The sequence below is a fragment of the Mycobacterium syngnathidarum genome, from assembly GCF_001942625.1.
Classification (GTDB): domain Bacteria; phylum Actinomycetota; class Actinomycetes; order Mycobacteriales; family Mycobacteriaceae; genus Mycobacterium; species Mycobacterium syngnathidarum.
On record NZ_MLCL01000093.1, the window covers coordinates 175,432 to 192,296 of the forward strand.

The window sequence follows — 16,865 nt, forward strand, 5'->3', positions numbered from 1 at the left end:
GAGCAAAACGCCTGAACGACATCAGCCGATGTCATATATTGACCCGGCATGTGTTCGCCGCGGGCGGTGTCCCCAACGCCGTCGGGTGCTCACAGCGTCGGGGAATGTCAAGGGGGACATCGGTAATGGCGCACAGTTCACGTTGCCCGGAGAACGCCAGACGTCTGCCGCTGCGGTACGCGCTGTCGGTCGTCGCCATCGGTATCGGCATCGCCGGCGCCAGTGCGCACCCGGTGGCGTGGGCGGATCCCGGCGCCACCGGTTCGTCGACGTCGTCTGGTTCATCGACGTCGTCGGCCTCATCGGGGCAGACATCGAATCGCTCGAGTGCGGGAACCAGCCGCGGACCCAAGAAGCCGGCTGACCGGCGTGGAACAGGACCGAAGCGGCCTTCACCACCGACGAAGACCAGCGCGTCCGACACCGCCGGCAAAGCCGGCAAGACAGCTCCCGACACCGCCGCGGACGACGGTGACGATTCCCCCACCACGCTGCCGAATTCGGCAGCGCCGCAGCAGGAATCAATTGCGCAGGCCGTGCGCGAAAAGCTCCGCGACACCAAGCCGGCCAAGTCCGACTTCTCGCACCGGAACACAGCGAAGAGACTGGTAGCGGTTGCCCCGTCCGCGGCGCCCGAAACCGAAACCGATGAGATCCGTTCGGCCATAGCGGCGCCGACGCGCAAGATCGAGCCACCGGCGAGCACGCCCGCGCTTCCGCAGCTCGTCGCGGTCCACCAGACCGCCCCGGAAACGGCCCCGAACACCGTCCCGGCCACCGCCAAGGTCGCGGCGGTCACCACCACCAAGACGACGCCGGAGCCCCCACAGCCGTTGTCGCCGATCGCCAAGATCGCCGAGCTGCCCGGCCGCATCGTCAACACGGTGTTGCAGGTTCTCGACATCACCGTTTCGGCCAACGGCCCGACGAGCCCGATCAACTTCGCGCCGATCAACGACGCGGTATTCGCGGCGTTCCGCGAGATCGAAGGCAAGCTGGGACTCACAAAAACGCCTGACGTGCAACCGGTTCCGCCGGCCATGACCTACAACGGCCCGACCACCGGCAAGACCCCGACGGTGTCGCAATTCCTCAACGCCGCGACCGCCGCGTACACGTGGGGCAGCACCCCTGGCGACCTGAAACCGTTCGTCGTCGACGGCAAACAGATGGAATCCACCAATGTGCTGACCGGCATGTCAGGCAAGGCCTGGGTGACGCCCGAGGGGCAGATCATCATCGCCTATCAGGGCACCACCGGGGGGACGAATCTGCTCCACAATCCACTGATCCTGGTTTCCCAGGTGGTAACCGACACCCAGGTGATCTTCACCGACACCACCCCGCAGGCATTCACCGACGCCGTGGCCTTCCAGCAGGAGGTCGAGACTGCGGCCATCGAGCAGGGCTACCGCAGGGAGGACATCTTCGTCACCGGACATTCACTCGGTGGCTGGGAAGCGTCATATGTCGCCCAACAAACGGGCGTGGGCGGCATCGGATTTGAGAGCCCCGGCCTCAACAGCACGGTGCCCGGCAACGGCGCAGACTCGGGTTTCGTCAACATCCTGACCTATGGCGACACCGCGGCCTATTTCTCCACCGACCTGCCCGGCCTCCAGCCGTTCGTGCCGGAGTACGTGCCGGGCGGAGGAACCAAGCCGCACTACGGGTCGATCGTGATGATCGGTAATCCCGAAGCCGCCTACCCGCTGATGAACTCGGCGGCACTGCTGAGCACCGGGCCGATCGGCGCCGCAATCTTCGTCGTGGACATCGCGGTCAACTTCCTGCAGTACCACCTGCCCGGCATCCAGGCCTACCACCTGGGCGTCAACCCGGATCCCGGCGTAGTGCCGTGGCTGGGAAACGCATCGGGTCCGGTCAACGCCGACTATGCCGATATGACCATTCCGGAACTGCAGAAGGCGGCGTCGGACGCGGGGACGTTGATCAGGCCATGATCAAGCAGTAGCGGCTTGCCGCTGAATCTCTTCCGCGGCTTCCTGTTTGATCTGATCGAATTGCGCGGCCATGGCCTCGGCCAGCGCGGTCGCGCCGGACAGCGGCCGGATCATCACCATGAACTCATCGATCTTGCCGTCGTCATCGTGGTGCAGGAAGTCGCACCCGGTGATCTTCTTGCCGTCTACCGTGGCCTCGAAGACCAGCGCATGGTCGCGACCCTCGGCATCGGCGATCTCGCGGATGTAGCGAAAGTCCTTGAACACCCGCATGACTCCGCGCAGGATCGCCGCGGTGATCGGCTTGCCCGGATACGGCTTGAAGGCGACCGGGCTGGTGAACACGACATTGTCGGCCAGCAGTGCTTCGATCGCGGCCTCGTCACGGGCCTCCACTGCCTCGCGGAACGGGTGCATGCGACACCTTCCTCACTCGATTCATCGGCTAGCGGCGATGCTATGCGCGACGCGATGACCTAGTCAACATTTTGATTAATCACTTCGCTGCTAGCATCGGCTCATGGCGTTACGCGACGCAGTCCTGGCCGCACTCCTGGACGGGGAAGCATCCGGCTATGACCTGGCGAAGGGATTCGACGCGTCGGTCGCCAACTTCTGGATGGCCACACCCCAGCAGCTGTACCGCGAACTCGACCGCATGGCCGCCGACGGACTGATCGAGGCTCGGCTCGTCGAACAGGACCGGCGACCGAACAAGCGCCTCTACTCACTGACCGAAGCGGGCCGGCAGGCACTGCTCGAATTCACCGCGACACCGCCAAAACCGGGGGCGATCCGAGAAGACCTGTTGGTACAGGTCCAGGCCGTGGATTCCGGCAACATCGCGGCAGTCCGCGACGCGCTGGCCGAGCGCCTGCAGTGGGCAACCGCCAAGCTCGCGCGCTATCGGCGCACGCAGGAGCACCTACTGGCCGGGCGCACCGAAGCCGCATACCTGGCCGAGGCCGAGCGCATCGGCCCGTATCTGACCTTGCTGCGCGGAATCCGGTTCGAGGAAGAGAATGCCGACTGGGCCGGCCGGGCGCTGGCGATCATCGAACAGCGACTGGCCGCGGCGGGCCGGCCTCGTTGACCACGGTGTCCTGTGGCTCGGTGACCCAGGCGCTGAACACCGGTACCCCACGCCAGCACAGCGAATGGACGGCTGAATCTGGCCGAACCCTATCGGCCTGCGTGCAGATATTCGGGCAGTGGACTCCCGTCGAACGCTGCCGGTTGCACGCGTAGCTCCGGCCAGACGTTAGTGTGCTTTGGTCGGCTTCAGCGAACAGGCCGATAGAAAAGTTGAGCAAATTCATGACCGCAGCACCAGAAGCATCGGCGCTCGAAGCCCGTGTCGGCCACTACTACGAGGCCGACAGCCTCTACCTGGTCGGCCGCGAGAAGGTGCGCGAATACGCGCGTGCCGTGCAGGACTACCACCCCGCACACTGGGACGTCGACGCCGCCGCGAAGCTGGGCTATTCGGGCCTGGTCGCGCCGCTGACCTTCACCTCGACCCCGGCCATGGCGTGCAACCGGCGCATGTTCGAATCGATCGTCGTCGGCTACGACACCTACCTGCAGACCGAAGAAGTCTTCGAGCAGCACCGCCCCATCGTGGCCGGAGACGAGCTGCACGTCGACGTCGAACTGACCTCGGTGCGCCGGATCGCCGGGCGCGACATGATCACCGTCACCAACACCTTCACCGACACCGCAGGCGAGCGGGTGCACACCCTGCACACCACCGTCGTCGGTGTGACCGCCGAGGACCTCAACCCCGAGATCAAGACCGCCGTGCAGCGCGCAATGATGCACGACGTCGACATCTTCGGAGTCGGCGACGACGAGTACCAGAAGACGGTGCGTCCCGAAGGTGAGATCCGGATCGCCGACGGCGGCACCACCCGCACGCCAGGCACGCCGTCCTTCGACGACGTGAAGGTCGGCGACGAACTCGGGGTGCACCACACCCGGCTGTCCCGCGGCGACCTGGTGAATTACGCCGGCGTGGCCGGTGACGCCAACCCGATCCACTGGGACGAGGACATTGCCAAGCTGGCCGGGCTGCCCGACGTCATCGCGCACGGCATGCTGACCATGGGTCTGGGCGCCGGATTCGTCTCGACATGGACGGGTGATCCCGGTGCGGTCACGCGCTACGCGGTGCGGCTGTCCCAGCCGGCCATCGTGTCGGCCAAGGAAGGTGCCGACATCGAGTTCAGCGGCAAGGTCAAGTCGCTGGACCCCGAGACCCGTACCGGTGTCGTCATCGTCGCCGCGAAGGCCGACGGCAAGAAGATCTTCGGGCTGGCCACCATGAACGTCCGCTTCAGCTGAGAAGCCGCGAGCGCAGCACAGGCAGCCCCGGCCCCGCCAGACCGTCCAGAGCGACGGTCCGCCCGCACACCGCCAACAGCACGGCATCGCCGGGCCCGGTGACCATCTCTCCCTGACCCCAAGTTCGCCCGGTGACCTCGTCGTGCAACTGGATGCCCCGCAGGCGCCGGTGCGGAAAGAACCCGACTTGTGTTCGGCTGGTGAGGAAATCGAGCACCCGCGCGACATACTGAGGGTCCGGATCATGCGGTAGCCCAAGGGGAATCCGAATATCGGCACCGTGCACCAGAACATCGGTGAGCCCCGACAGCGGTCCGGTGACGGGCGGGCTGAGTCGATGGTCCGCCCGCTCACGCAGAGTGCGGGCGATCTCGGACGCGGATGCTTGCGCACGGCGACGGGCCAGTGCGTCGATGCCGCGGTCGATGCCCCCGTGCCGAACACCGCTGGCCAGAAAACCCCAGAAACCGTCGACGAAATCGCTGACCAGATGTGCCGCAACGGTTTTGACGTCCCAACCGGCGCACAGGCTCGGCGTGGCCAGCTGGTCGGCATCCAGCCCGGCGATCAGATCGGCGATCGACCTCCGCTCGCCGGCCACCGCCGCGAACACCTGCTCGCGTTCCTCCGGCCTCAACCGCATGCTCGCGCCGGTCAGCTGGGGACGTTGGCCTTCAACGCGCTCAGCGCCTCCGCACCGAGTCGGGCGATTTCCTCGACCTCGGCCGGATCAAGAGCGGCCGTGAAGACTTCCGTCATCCGCCGGTTGGTCGCCTGTTCGATCTCGGCGTAGCGATCCGCCTTGTCGGCCCCGTCGGCGAACGGTTCGGGCCAGCCGAACATCGTGGTGTAGTCATGGCCCTTGTTGAGCATGTGGGCTTCGACCGGGGTGATCCCGGAGATGGTGAGCGCGTTGAAGTGCACGCCCGCGCGCAGTTCGCGCAGCACGAACATCACCTGCAGGGCCCGGGCGGCAACGTCGTCGGCCAATGGCATCTCCCGCCATCCGGCGAACAACGGCAATCCGGCGGTCGGCGTTGCGGCGATCACCTTCTCCCCCAATGCGGCAAGGCGATCCAGCCCCTGGACTCCGGCCAGGTACTTGCGTCCGAAGTCCGCAGCCTGGGTCCAATACTGTTGTGCGGCACCGGCAGCACCGCGCACCGCAATGCCCTCGTCCCACATCGCCGCGAGCCCGGTGGGCTCGAACACCGCGAATACCGAGCCGACGGTCGCGCCACTGGCCTCGCCCAGCACGCCGCCGCGGCCGGCCACATAGCCGGCCAGCGGGTTCTCATAGCCGGCAGCAATACTGGCGGCGAAGTTTTCCGGATGCAGCATGAAGATCGCAACGGCCTGCTCCATCGCCGCTCCGCCGTCCGCGACGGCGCCCAGCATGTCGGTGTTGGTCATGGTTCCTCCTCGCCGGTGCATGTCAACGCCCAGGGTATCCAGCGGGTCAGCGCGGGTTCAGGCGGTCCTGCCGGTGCGTGGCCGCCAGGGCTGTGGGTGCATCATCTCGCCAGATCCCACTGGCCGAAATCCGGTGCGAGAACATCATTCACATCGACGTGGATGCCGTCGATCACGAAACCCGGATCGGACGCGGTGACCACTTCCCGCTGAAACAGCACGGCGGCCGGCTCCCGCTCACCCTGGGACCAGGCCTTGGTCTGCCAGGCCCACCGATGGCCCCGACTCGTCGAGGCGCCGACGACGCCGTCGCCGATGGCCCAGCCACACTGGCGTCGACCGCCGTAGATTCCGGTGCGACCCACCCCCAGTACCGAGTTGATCCCCCTGAACCACTGAACAGCCTGGCTTTTCCAGGTTGACGCATCGATGTCCTCATCGACGCTGAAGAAGATCGGAGCCGATGCCGGGCCGCCGGCGGCACCATGAAGATGCAGCGCCGTCCGGGCATCGGCCACTCCGCCGTCATAGCCGCGGGTGAAATCCGACGGCGTCGGCCATCCCGGCTTGCCGAACTGGTAACAGCTGACGACCTGCAGGCCCGCTGCCCGCAGCCGGTCCGCGTAATCACGGGTGACGGGCTTGAAATCGAATGTGGCCCCGGGCCGCAGTTCGGAGACATAGACCAGTGCCCCACCGAAACCCGCGGACTTGAGCTGCTCCGGCTGGACCAGCCGGTCAGCGAAATCGACGAGTTGTAGTCCCTCGGCCGATGCCGCCTTGGTTCCGATGGTCGCGGCCAGTGCGCCCGGTGCGGCCAGCACCGGGGCGAATAGCGCCGCGTACCTGAGGACATCGCGCCGTGAAGCGGCTCCCGTCACGGACCGAAGCGTAGCCCTCGGCATGGCCGCGATTCCACCGGACCGATTCATCTACCTGATAGATGGGATCTATTGAATCTAATCGTTGGACTCGATGAGAATCGAGGACTCTGATGGATGGCATGACTCCCTCACATGTCTTCCTCGTCTCCGGCGCCTCACGCGGTCTTGGCCGGGCGATCACTGAAGCCGCCCTGGATGCCGGACACCGCGTAGTCGCCGGCGTCCGCTCGACCTCGGCACTCGACGACCTCACCGGCGCGCACCCTGATCACCTCGCCGTGGTCGAACTCGACGTCACCGACAACAACGCCGTCCGCGCCGCCGTCGATACGACCGTCGATCGGTTCGGCAGGCTCGACGTTCTGGTCAACAACGCCGGCTACGCCAACATGAGCGCCATCGAGGACGTCGACTTCGACGACTTCCTGGCCCAGGTCGACACCAACTTCCTCGGCGTGGTGCGCCTGACCCGCGCTGCGTTGCCGGTTCTGCGCGCCCAGCACAGCGGACACATCATCCAGGTCTCGTCGGTGGGCGGACGGCTGGTGCGCCCGGGCCTGTCTGCCTATCAATCCTCGAAGTGGGCTGTCACCGGCTTCTCCGGTGTCCTGGCGCAGGAGGTCGCGCCGCTGGGGATCAACGTCACCGTGCTGGAACCCGGCGGCATGCGCACCGACTGGGCCGGTTCCTCGATGCGTATCGCGCCCGTGCGCGACGAGTACGCCGCCACGGTAGGCGCGGCCGCCGCGATGAGCAGTCCGGACAACCTCGGAGCGAGCGACCCCGCCAAGGTGGCCGCGCTCGTGCTCGAAATCGTCGAGATGCCCGAGCCGCCGGCCCGCCTGCTGGTGGGACCCGATGCCTACCGCTACGCCACCGCGGCCGGGCGAGACCTGCTCGCCGCCGACCAACGGTGGGAAGCCCTCAGCTTGTCCACCGCCGCCGACGATGCCACCGCCCGCCAGCTGAACCCGCTCGGCTCTGTTCAGCGCTGAACGTTGCTCGGGGAACGGCCACATCCGCCTGCGTCGGCAAAACCGGCACGTACCGGGGACGAATGGACCACAATGGTTAGTCACAGCTAACTACCAACCCCTGGCAGAAACCACCGTGGCACGAGACGTGATCGCCGTCGACACGACGCTCGATCACCCATGCCCGGACATCTGGCCCATCCTGGAAGCACCACATCTGTACCCGCGGTTCTTCCGCGGCGTCGGTTCGTGCGAACAGGCCGCCGGCGACCCTCAGCTCTTCGAGGTACGGCTGTCGACCTCCCGCGGTGCCGTCGTCGTCCACCAGATGCGCCGGACGGTGCGCCTCACCGGCATGGAGTTGCGCCTCGACGCCACACAGACAGGCCGCTGTTTTGCCTCAATTCGTCTGACGCCCGAGGGCCGGAGCGCTCGGATCGCATTGAGGATCTTCGCGATCGGCACGCTGCACCCCGACATCGCAAAAGCCGGCGACAACGCCGTCGAGGGCTGGATCCGCGAAGGGCTGCAACGAATCTCGGACTATCTCGAAGGCAACCCCACCTCACAGCTGGTCAACATGGGCGACGGGCGATCGCTGCAACTCAACGTCCTCAAAACCATGATCACCAGCGGTGTGGTGCGCGCATCACGCCCCGATCGCGGCCTTCGCCAACTCAATTCGCTCGCCAAATGGGGGTTCACCCTGGCCGGTGGACTCGCGGCGGCCGCCGCGCGATCACCACGCACCACCGCGTCGATCGACAACTACGGGACCTCGACCTACGGAGATATGGCCGACCGCACCACCCGATTGGCAGCCGGCCTCGCGGTCATCGGTTTCACCAGCAGCAGCACGTTCGCGATCCTGGCCCGCAACCACTCCGCGATGGTCGAATGCATGGTGGCGACCAGCAAGTTGGGCGCTGACCTGGTGTTACTCAACACCGGGCTGGCCGCTCGCGCGATCGAAGAGATCGTCAACCGGCACCGCATCGACGCCATATTCGTCGACAACGGCTTCGAACCCGAGGTGCGCTACGTCGCCGCGGACATCCCGCGTATCTCGATACATCCCAATTCGTCCGCACCGCAACGGCGTTCGATGGAGGATCTGATTTCCACCGGTACCGGCGCCACACCGGTACCGCCACCGAAACAACCCGGCAAACTGGTAGCGCTCACCTCAGGTACCACCGGCACCCCCAAAGGTGCCCGACGGCCCACGCCACCCGGTTTCGGCGCCATCGCCGCGATGTTGTCGCGCATGCCGCTGCGGCACGGCGAGGTGATGCTGCTGTGCGCGCCGCTGTTCCACACCTGGGGGCTGGCTGCACTGCAGGTGAGCACGCCGCTGCTCGCGACGGTGGTGCTGATGGAGCGGTTCGATGCCGAAGAATGTCTCAAAGCCATTGAGCGCCACCGCTGCACCGTCGTGATCCTGGTTCCGGTGATGTTGCAGCGCATCCTCGAACTGCCCGCCGCGGTGGTCAGGCAATACGACACATCGTCGCTGAAGGTGGTCGCCAGCAGCGGGTCACCGATTCCGGGCGCCGCCGTCACCAAATTCATGGAAATCTTCGGCGACGTCCTCTACAACTTCTACGGATCCACCGAAGTGTCGTGGGCGACGATCGCCGACCCCGCCGACCTGTGCGTCGCCCCCACCACCGCTGGCCGGCCACCGCTGGGCACCCGCATCGCCATCCTGGACGAGGCCGGCCGCGTCGCGCCGGCCGGCGCCGTCGGTCGCATCTTCGTCGGCAACGACATGTTGTTCGAGGGCTATACGAATGCCAAATCACCTGCCGTCGAAGACAAGCTGATGAACACCGGAGATCTCGGCTACATCGACGGCAGTGGCCGCCTGTTCGTGGCAGGCCGCGACGACGACATGATCATCTCGGGCGGTGAGAACGTTTTTCCACGCCCGGTCGAAGAAGCCATCGCCGTGTTGCCCCAGGTTGCGGATGTGGCCGTGGTGGGCGTTCCCGATCCAGAGTTCGGCCAGCGGCTCGCGGCGTTCGTCGTCCGCACCGAAGGGACCTCGATAGACGAAGACACCGTCAAGAACTACGTCCGCAACCGCCTCAGCCGCTTCTCCATCCCACGCGATGTGACGTTCGTGGATCAGCTGCCCCGCACCGCCACCGGCAAGGTCTTGAAACGGCACCTGGTCGAAGGCCAGTTTCCGATGGAGATGGGTTGGCTGGACTAGCCCGCACCCGCCGCGGTCGCGACGTCGTCACCGAACCATTTCTCTTTGATCAGGTTGTAGGTGCCGTCTTCACGCATGCGAAACAGGGCTTGGTTGATCGGTTTACGTAGCGCGCTGTTGGTGCTGAGCACAAAGCCCTGGTTCTCGTCTTGGAATACCGGCCCGGCTGTGACAGCGACTCCTTCGCCACGGTGAGCGACGTAGTAACGCAGCACCGGCGCATCGAAAACGACAGCGTCGTAGCCTTCTTCGCGCAGTAGGTGGTAGGACCCTTCGATGGTGGAGGTCTCCGTGGCCTCGATACCCATGGCGCGGAGGAACTCCGCTGCCGTCGTCCCGGCCACGGTGGCCACGGACTTCTCGTAGAGATCGGCGGGGCCGTTGATCTTCGCGTCCAACTTCGCCACGGTCAACGTGGCGCTGAGGCTGGCCGAATAGAACGACACGAACACGATGGCGGCAAAGCCCCACAGAATCGCCAGCACTTTGGTGATCGTCTGAGTTGCCGTAGAGCTCTGGCGCCCCACCAGAGAACCGATGCCCCAACCGAACGCCTGAAATATGCCGGGAAAGTACGCCCGTGACACCTCTGGGCGGGCACTGCGCCGCTCCACGAGCCAGAAGATGTGGGCAGGCAGAACACTGATCACCACGGCGGCACTGAGCCAGACCAGCATGGTGCGCGAGAGCAGCAAGTCCAGGTAACCACCCAACCCGGGTACGGCGGGCCGCGTGTCCTGAACCGGAACGATGATCTGCAGACCCGCGTCCAGGGTCGGCTGGGAGAAGTCGAACACCCGCTCTCGCTCCGAGGTCAGCGAGATACCGCCGACCGCAACGTCCGCGCTTCCGTCGGCGACCGCCGCCAGCTGTCCCCGCACATCATCGGTGACCAGGTAGTCACTGGTCCATCCGGCTCGTTGGGCGATCTCATCCCACAGGTCGACACTGAACCCGGTGAATTCCCCACTGCTGGTCCGCATCACGAATGGGTCCAACGGATGAACCGCGACGCTCACCGGTTGCGCCGTGCCATCCGGCTCGGGCGGGGGCACCGGCTGGGCAGATGCGCTCGCCGCCACTACCGGCGCAACGGCCAGCCACGATAGCACCACCGCGACCGCTGCCAACCCGACGCATCGCCTGATCAGCACACCAATCATCCTTCCGCCGCACCCGACCGTTGCGCGAAATCAGTGAGTTCCAACAGGATTGGCCCGCCGGAACCAGATCAGATGAAGCCGAAACCCGGGAAGCCGTAGAACTCTTCCTCACCCGGATAGACCCCCGGAGTGGCGTCGATCTGGGTGTTTCCCTCAGACGCGCAATCCGTGGTCTGTCCGCCGGCGATCGAACTTCCCCCCGTCACCTCACAGTGGGGCAACAGCGAGGGGTCCGCCATGGCGCTCGGCGCGCCCAACAGTGCGGCTGCCGTACCGACCAACACAGCACTCCCGATCAGAATCTTACGCAGCTGTAACATTTGCGAGAGTCCTCTCCTTTTGGCCAAAGCATAGTCACGGCAACCCTTGACCCGCTGGTCTGCCATAAGTCCCGTATTTTATCGTCACCCGCGTTATGGTTGCGGGCAATCACGTACCACGCTGCTCGTAATCCGAATCCGATGATTGAGGAGTCCCGTGACGCCTATTACGCATTCGCTTTGTCGGGCCGCCGCCGTACTGGGAGCGACGGCGACAGCGCTCGGAGCAGCGGCCACCGCCTCGGCCGCACCGCCCAACTGCACCACCGCTGACGTCACAGCGGTGATGGCCGGCGTTTCGACCAACATGAGCGGGTATCTGTTCACCCACCCTGACGTCAACGAGTTCTTCACCGGGTTGCAGGGGCAGGGCAAGTCCGACGTGGCCGCGCAGACCAAGGACTACCTCAACAAGAACCCCCAGGTGCGCGCCGAGCTCGACGCGATCCGAGCGCCGGCCGTCGACCTTCGTAATCGCTGCAACATTCCGGTGGAAGCCGAGATATCCGGGGTGATCTGACCCCTTCGCACCACCGGCGGATTTCGCGACACGACGGTAGCCGACGGCACGAGTTGTGTCGGTTCCAGGCCGTGGCGGTAAGACCCCCTGTCGGCAGCGCAGGGCAGAATGCTTACGCCACCCGCGCCACAGGGTGGCCGCGCGGCGGCAGCGAGCCACGCGTGGTGACACTCCGACGGGCGCCGATTGCTGCGGCATAGGCCCTGGTGGAAAGGACAGCAGTGAGTTACAACGCCGCGGACATCACCGAGCTCGACGATGTCCAGCACACGCGCCTGCGGCCGGCGGTGAACCTGGGTCTCGACGTGCTCAACACCGCACTGCGCGAACTCGTGGACAACGCGATCGAAGAGGTCGCCGATCCCAGCCACGGCGGATCCACCGTCACCATCACCCTGCACGCCGACGGATCGGTCAGCGTTGCCGACGACGGCCGCGGCCTGCCCGTCGACTCCGACCCGGTGACCGGGAAGAACGGCATCGTCAAAACGCTGGGCACCGCACGTGCCGGCGGCAAATTCTCCGCGCACAACGACGCGACCAGTACCGGCGCCGGGCTCAACGGGATCGGGGCCGCCGCAGCGGTGTTCATCTCCGCCCGCACCGACGTGTCGGTGCGCCGGGCCGGCAAGACCTACCTGCAGAGTTTCGGCCACGGCTATCCCGGGACATTCGAGGGCAAAGAGTTCGACCCGGACGCGCCGTTCACCCGGGCCGACACACAGAAACTGCGCGGCGCAGGCAACCGCAAGCCCGACGCGCACGGCACCACGGTTCGCATCCTGTTCGACCCGGCCGTCGTCCCCGAGTCCAACCTCGACATCGGTGAGGTGCTGCTGCGCGCGCATGCCGCCGCGCGGATGTCACCGGGGGTGCACCTGACCGTCGTCGACCAAGGCTGGCCGGGCAGCGAGGTCCCGCCGGCCTTGATCGAGCCGTTCAACGGCCCGTGGGGCACCGAGACCCTGCTCGACCTCATGTGCACCGCGGCAGGCACCCCCCTACCCGGCGTGCGCGCGGTCGTGGAAGGTCGGGGTGAATACTCGACCGGCCGCGGCCCCACCCCGTTCCGCTGGTCACTGACCGCGGGTCCGGCCGAACCCACGACGGTCGCCGCATTCTGCAACACCGTCCGGACCCCCAACGGCGGGTCACACCTGACCGCTGCGATCAAGGGGCTCTCCGAAGCCCTGGCCGATCGTGCCTCCCGGATCCGCGACCTGGGTCTGGCCAAAGGCGAGGACGGCCCGGAGGCACAGGATTTCGCGGCCGTCACCGCGCTGGCCGTGGACACTCGCGCACCCGATGTGGCATGGGACTCGCAGGCCAAGACCGCCGTGTCGTCGCGATCGCTGAACGTGGCGATGGCCCCCGATGTGGCACGCAGCGTCACGATCTGGGCGGCCAACCCCGCCAACAGCGACACCGTCACACTGTGGACGAAGCTGGCGCTGGAGGCCGCCCGGGCACGCCGCAGCGCCGAGGGCGCCAAGGCCCGGTCGCGTGCGGCATCGAAAGCCAAAGGGCTGGGCACCAATCTGTCTCTGCCGCCCAAACTGCTGCCCAGCCGGGAGACCGGCCGCGGGTCCGGCGCCGAGCTGTTCCTGTGCGAGGGTGATTCGGCGCTGGGCACCATCAAGGCGGCCCGCGATGCCACCTTCCAGGCCGCCTTCCCGCTGAAAGGCAAGCCGCCCAACGTTTACGGCTTCGCCCTGAGCAAGGCCCGCGCCAAGGACGAGTTCGACGCGATCGAACGCATCCTCGGCTGCGGGATCCGAGACAGTTGCGACCCCGAACTGTGCCGGTACGACCGGATCCTGTTCGCCTCCGACGCCGACCCTGACGGCGGCAACATCAACTCCAGCCTGATCTCGATGTTCCTCGACTTCTACCGTCCGCTCGTCGAGGCGGGGATGGTGTATGTGACGCTGCCGCCGCTGTTCGTGGTCAAAGACGGCAACGAGCGCGTCTACTGCCAAGACGAGTCCGAACGCGACGCCGCCGTGACTCAGATGAAGGCCACCTCCAAACGCAAAGTGGAGGTACAGCGCAACAAGGGCCTCGGCGAGATGGACGCCGACGACTTCTGGAACACCGTGCTGGATCCACAGCGCCGCACCGTGATCCGGGTTCACTCCGATGACAGCGAGAAGAAGCTGCACCACATCTTGTTCGGCGGGCCGCCGGAGGGCCGGCGCACGTGGATGGCCGACATCGCCTCCCGTGTCGACACCTCCGCGCTGGACCTCACCTAGGAGCATGAGTTGACCGCCACCCTGGACGTTCCCGAACAGAACGAAGACCTGGTGCTCGACCAGAGCGCCGACGACTACTGGAACCACTATCAGCTGACCTTCGCGCTCTACAGCGTCAGCGATCGGGCCATCCCCTCCGCCTTCGACGGCCTCAAACCGGGCCAACGCCGCCTGCTCTATCAGATGCACGACTCGAAACTGCTGCCCGGCAACAAGCCGCAGAAGTCGTCGAAGATCTGCTCGGCAGTCACCGGCAACCTGCACCCCCACGGTGGGGCGTCGATGTACGGGGCCGCGGCACTGATGGCCGCCGAGTTCCAGCGCGTGAAAGTCATTGACGGACAAGGCGCCTTCCCGCGCATCCAAGGTGACATCCCCGCAGCCGACCGCTACACCGAGATGCGGCTGTCTGCGCCGGGCGCCGCACTGACCGCCGAACTCGACAGCCACGCCGTTCCGATGGTCCAGACGTTCGACGGTGAGTGGACCGAACCGACCTGGCTGCCGGCCCAGTGGCCGGTCCTGCTGTGCAACGGCGCCGTCGGCATCGCCGAGGGGTGGGCCACCAAGGTGCCCGCACACAACCCGCGCGAAGTGATCGCGGCGTGCCGGGCTCTGCTGAAAACCCCGAACATGACCGACGACAGGTTGGTCAAGCTCATCCCCGGTCCCGACTGGGGATGCGGGGCCACCGTGGTCGGCACGGCCGGGCTGCGGGAGTACATCACCACGGGCCGCGGCCAGTTCACGGTGCGCGGGACGGTGTCGGTCGACGGAAAGAACTGCATCATCACCGAGCTGCCGCCCGGTGTCGCGAGTAACACTGTGCAAGACCGGATCCGGGCCCTGGTCGAGTCCGGCGAGTTGTCCGGCGTGGCCGACATGTCCGATCTGACCGACCGCCGCAACGGACTGCGCATCGTCGTCACCGCCAAACGCGGCCACAGCGCCGAAACCATCCGCGAACAACTGCTGGCCCTCACGCCGCTGGAGTCGACGTTCGCCGCCAGCCTGGTGGCACTCGACGAGGACCGGGTGCCGCGCTGGTGGTCGGTGCGCGAACTGATCTCGGCCTTCCTGCACCTGCGCGATTCCGTGGTGCTGCGCCGCAGCGAGTACCGCTTGGAAAAGGTCACCGCGCGGCGGCATCTGGTCGCCGGGTTGATGAAGATCCACCTCGACATCGACGCCGCCGTCGCGGTGATCCGGGGTTCCGAAACCGTCGACGAGGCCCGCCAGGGGTTGCAGGAGCGGTTCTCGATCGATGCCGCACAAGCCGATTATGTGCTGAGCCTGCAGCTTCGGCGGCTGACCAAACTCGACGTGATCGAGTTGCAGGCCGAGGCGGAGAAGCTCGATGCCGAGTTCGCCGAACTCACCGAACTGGTGGGCAATCCCGATGCGCGTCGGGTGGTGATCGACAAAGAGTTGGTGGAGACCGCAAAGCTGTTCAAAGGCCCTGAGTTCGACCGTCGCACCGTGCTGGACTTCGATGCCACACCGACGGCATCGAACTCCGATGACGACGGCCCGCGCGAGCGGAAGGTCAATGGTTCCTGGCGCCTGGACGACCGCGGGGTGTTCTCCGACAGCCACGGTGAACTGCTCACCTCAGGCCTGGGTTGGGCGGTGTGGACCGACGGGCGGGTCAAGTTCACCGCGGGCAACGGTCTGCCGTTCAAGATTCGCGACATCCCGGTGGCGCCCGACATCACCGGGCTGCTGTGTTCCGGGGTGCTGCCCGAGGGGTATCACCTGGCGCTGGTGACGCGGCGCGGCAAGATCCTGCGCATCGATCCCGCCGCGGTGAATCCACAGGGTGTGGCGGGCAACGGCGTGGTTGGGGTGAAGCTGGCGGCCGGCGACCCGGAAGACACCGTGATCGCGGCTCTTCCGGTGTCCTGTGGCAACGGCGAGGCGATCCTGTCCATTTCTGAAAAGGGTTGGAAGGTCACCGAAGTCGCCGATATCCCGGTCAAGGGCCGCGGCGGCGCCGGTGTCGGGTTCCACCCGTTCGTCAACGGCGAGGATGCGCTGGTCTCGGTGTCGATCTCCCCGACCGGGTTCGTGCGGGGCAAGAAGGCCGTACGGGCCGAGAACCGCGCGAAGGCTTCGGTCAAGAGTGCGGGCGGCGCCGACGTGACGCCGGCTCCGACGCCGTAACCGTCGGTCCGCTGCGTTCGGGCGGCCAGCGCTCGGTGATCATCTCGGTCATCGCGTTCACCCATGAGTCGTCGAGTGCGGCGTCCTGGCGGATCAAGATCCGGAAGATGGCGCTGCCCGCAACGACTTCGGCGAGCATGGGGAGGTCCTCACCCCCGCGGCGTCCGTCTCCGAAGCGGTTTTCGAACTCGGTCAGATTGCCGGCCAGGCGGGCGATCATCAGGTTGTGCAGTTCCGGGTCCGCCACGGTGTCGGCGATCAGACCCGGCAGTGCCACCCGCACTTCGGGCCGGTCGAACATCGCCCGGATGGTCTCGACGAGCGCACGGATGTCCTGCCGGATGTCTCCGGAACCGTCCGGCGCGGCCAACACCGGGTCGGACAGCACCGCTTCCGACAGCACCGCCTCATGGACCAGATGAACTTTGCCCGACCATCTCCGGTAGATGGCGGCCGTCGTGGTGCCGGCGTGTGCAGCAATCGCGGACAGTGACAACGCGGAGTATCCGGTCTGCAGGATCAGTTCGCGGGTGGCCGCGATGATCGCGGCGTCGATCCTCGCGTCGCGAGGCCGACCCGACACCTTGCCATCGTCTCGCTGATCTGCTGTCATGGTTCCACCTACTTCCGATGCAATACGCATCGTAT

Annotated in this window: 15 protein-coding genes; 8 read left to right on the plus strand and 7 right to left on the minus strand. The window is 66.2% G+C overall.

The window, feature by feature from the left end; translation table 11 throughout:
• Nucleotides 1–125: 125 nt before the first annotated feature.
• The gene (locus tag BKG60_RS30570) at nucleotides 126–1,964 is read left to right on the plus strand and encodes a hypothetical protein (RefSeq protein WP_075910449.1); all 1,839 of its coding nucleotides are present in this window, start codon (nucleotides 126–128) and stop codon (nucleotides 1,962–1,964) included.
• Here BKG60_RS30570 and BKG60_RS30575 read toward each other — a convergent pair whose 3' ends face one another.
• The gene (locus BKG60_RS30575; protein ID WP_075910450.1) at nucleotides 1,965–2,381 is read right to left on the minus strand and encodes a nuclear transport factor 2 family protein; all 417 of its coding nucleotides are present in this window, start codon (nucleotides 2,379–2,381) and stop codon (nucleotides 1,965–1,967) included.
• Between the two features lie 103 nt (nucleotides 2,382–2,484).
• Here BKG60_RS30575 and BKG60_RS30580 point away from each other — a divergent pair, with 103 nt between their 5' ends.
• Together BKG60_RS30580 and BKG60_RS30585 are read left to right on the plus strand one after the other, a co-directional pair.
• On the plus strand, nucleotides 2,485–3,057 hold the full coding sequence (locus BKG60_RS30580) for a PadR family transcriptional regulator (RefSeq protein ID WP_070186171.1): 573 nt from the start codon (nucleotides 2,485–2,487) through the stop codon (nucleotides 3,055–3,057).
• Nucleotides 3,058–3,281: 224 nt separating this feature from the next.
• Nucleotides 3,282–4,307 carry a fused (3R)-hydroxyacyl-ACP dehydratase subunits HadA/HadB gene (locus BKG60_RS30585; RefSeq protein WP_075910451.1) on the plus strand — a complete coding sequence of 342 codons (1,026 nt, stop codon included), beginning with the start codon at nucleotides 3,282–3,284 and terminating at the stop codon, nucleotides 4,305–4,307.
• On the opposite strand, the gene BKG60_RS30590 is transcribed toward BKG60_RS30585, so the two are convergent.
• The 3 genes from BKG60_RS30590 to BKG60_RS30600 all read right to left on the minus strand — a co-directional run bounded on the left by BKG60_RS30590 (nucleotide 4,300) and on the right by BKG60_RS30600 (nucleotide 6,625).
• Complete coding sequence (locus BKG60_RS30590) at nucleotides 4,300–4,950, minus strand: maleylpyruvate isomerase family mycothiol-dependent enzyme (protein ID WP_070945623.1); 651 nt, start codon at nucleotides 4,948–4,950, stop codon at nucleotides 4,300–4,302. The genes BKG60_RS30585 and BKG60_RS30590 overlap by 8 nt on opposite strands.
• 11 nt (nucleotides 4,951–4,961) lie before the next feature.
• Nucleotides 4,962–5,720 carry an SCO6745 family protein gene (locus BKG60_RS30595; RefSeq protein WP_120765085.1) on the minus strand — a complete coding sequence of 253 codons (759 nt, stop codon included), beginning with the start codon at nucleotides 5,718–5,720 and terminating at the stop codon, nucleotides 4,962–4,964.
• Nucleotides 5,721–5,821: 101 nt separating this feature from the next.
• Nucleotides 5,822–6,625: a DUF1906 domain-containing protein gene (locus BKG60_RS30600; RefSeq protein WP_070945621.1), complete on the minus strand. Its 804-nt coding sequence runs from the start codon at nucleotides 6,623–6,625 to the stop codon at nucleotides 5,822–5,824.
• A gap of 98 nt (nucleotides 6,626–6,723) precedes the next feature.
• Between BKG60_RS30600 and BKG60_RS30605 the strand changes: the two genes are divergently transcribed.
• On the plus strand, nucleotides 6,724–7,599 hold the full coding sequence (locus BKG60_RS30605) for an SDR family NAD(P)-dependent oxidoreductase (RefSeq protein ID WP_242663598.1): 876 nt from the start codon (nucleotides 6,724–6,726) through the stop codon (nucleotides 7,597–7,599).
• A gap of 115 nt (nucleotides 7,600–7,714) precedes the next feature.
• On the plus strand, nucleotides 7,715–9,796 hold the full coding sequence (locus BKG60_RS30610) for an AMP-binding protein (RefSeq protein ID WP_075910452.1): 2,082 nt from the start codon (nucleotides 7,715–7,717) through the stop codon (nucleotides 9,794–9,796).
• Here BKG60_RS30610 and BKG60_RS30615 read toward each other — a convergent pair.
• Nucleotides 9,793–10,950: a transporter substrate-binding domain-containing protein gene (locus BKG60_RS30615; protein ID WP_242663597.1), complete on the minus strand. Its 1,158-nt coding sequence runs from the start codon at nucleotides 10,948–10,950 to the stop codon at nucleotides 9,793–9,795. The genes BKG60_RS30610 and BKG60_RS30615 overlap by 4 nt on opposite strands.
• A 77-nt stretch (nucleotides 10,951–11,027) precedes the next feature.
• The gene (locus tag BKG60_RS30620; protein WP_070186178.1) at nucleotides 11,028–11,279 is read right to left on the minus strand and encodes a hypothetical protein; all 252 of its coding nucleotides are present in this window, start codon (nucleotides 11,277–11,279) and stop codon (nucleotides 11,028–11,030) included.
• Nucleotides 11,280–11,436: 157 nt separating this feature from the next.
• On the opposite strand from BKG60_RS30620, the gene BKG60_RS30625 reads away from it, so the two are divergent.
• The 3 genes from BKG60_RS30625 (at nucleotide 11,437) to BKG60_RS30635 (ending at nucleotide 16,217) form a co-directional block, all read left to right on the plus strand.
• A complete protein-coding gene (locus BKG60_RS30625; protein ID WP_070945616.1) occupies nucleotides 11,437–11,799 on the plus strand; it encodes a heme-binding protein in 363 nt (120 codons plus the stop codon).
• 221 nt (nucleotides 11,800–12,020) lie between these two features.
• The gene (locus tag BKG60_RS30630; RefSeq protein WP_070945615.1) at nucleotides 12,021–14,054 is read left to right on the plus strand and encodes a toprim domain-containing protein; all 2,034 of its coding nucleotides are present in this window, start codon (nucleotides 12,021–12,023) and stop codon (nucleotides 14,052–14,054) included.
• 9 nt (nucleotides 14,055–14,063) lie between these two features.
• Nucleotides 14,064–16,217 (plus strand): DNA gyrase subunit A, encoded by a 2,154-nt coding sequence (locus BKG60_RS30635; RefSeq protein ID WP_070945614.1) that lies wholly within the window; start codon nucleotides 14,064–14,066, stop codon nucleotides 16,215–16,217.
• On the opposite strand, the gene BKG60_RS30640 is transcribed toward BKG60_RS30635, so the two are convergent.
• Nucleotides 16,171–16,830 (minus strand): TetR-like C-terminal domain-containing protein, encoded by a 660-nt coding sequence (locus tag BKG60_RS30640; protein ID WP_070186182.1) that lies wholly within the window; start codon nucleotides 16,828–16,830, stop codon nucleotides 16,171–16,173. The two genes, BKG60_RS30635 and BKG60_RS30640, sit on opposite strands and share 47 nt — an antisense overlap.
• Nucleotides 16,831–16,865 lie beyond the last annotated feature (35 nt).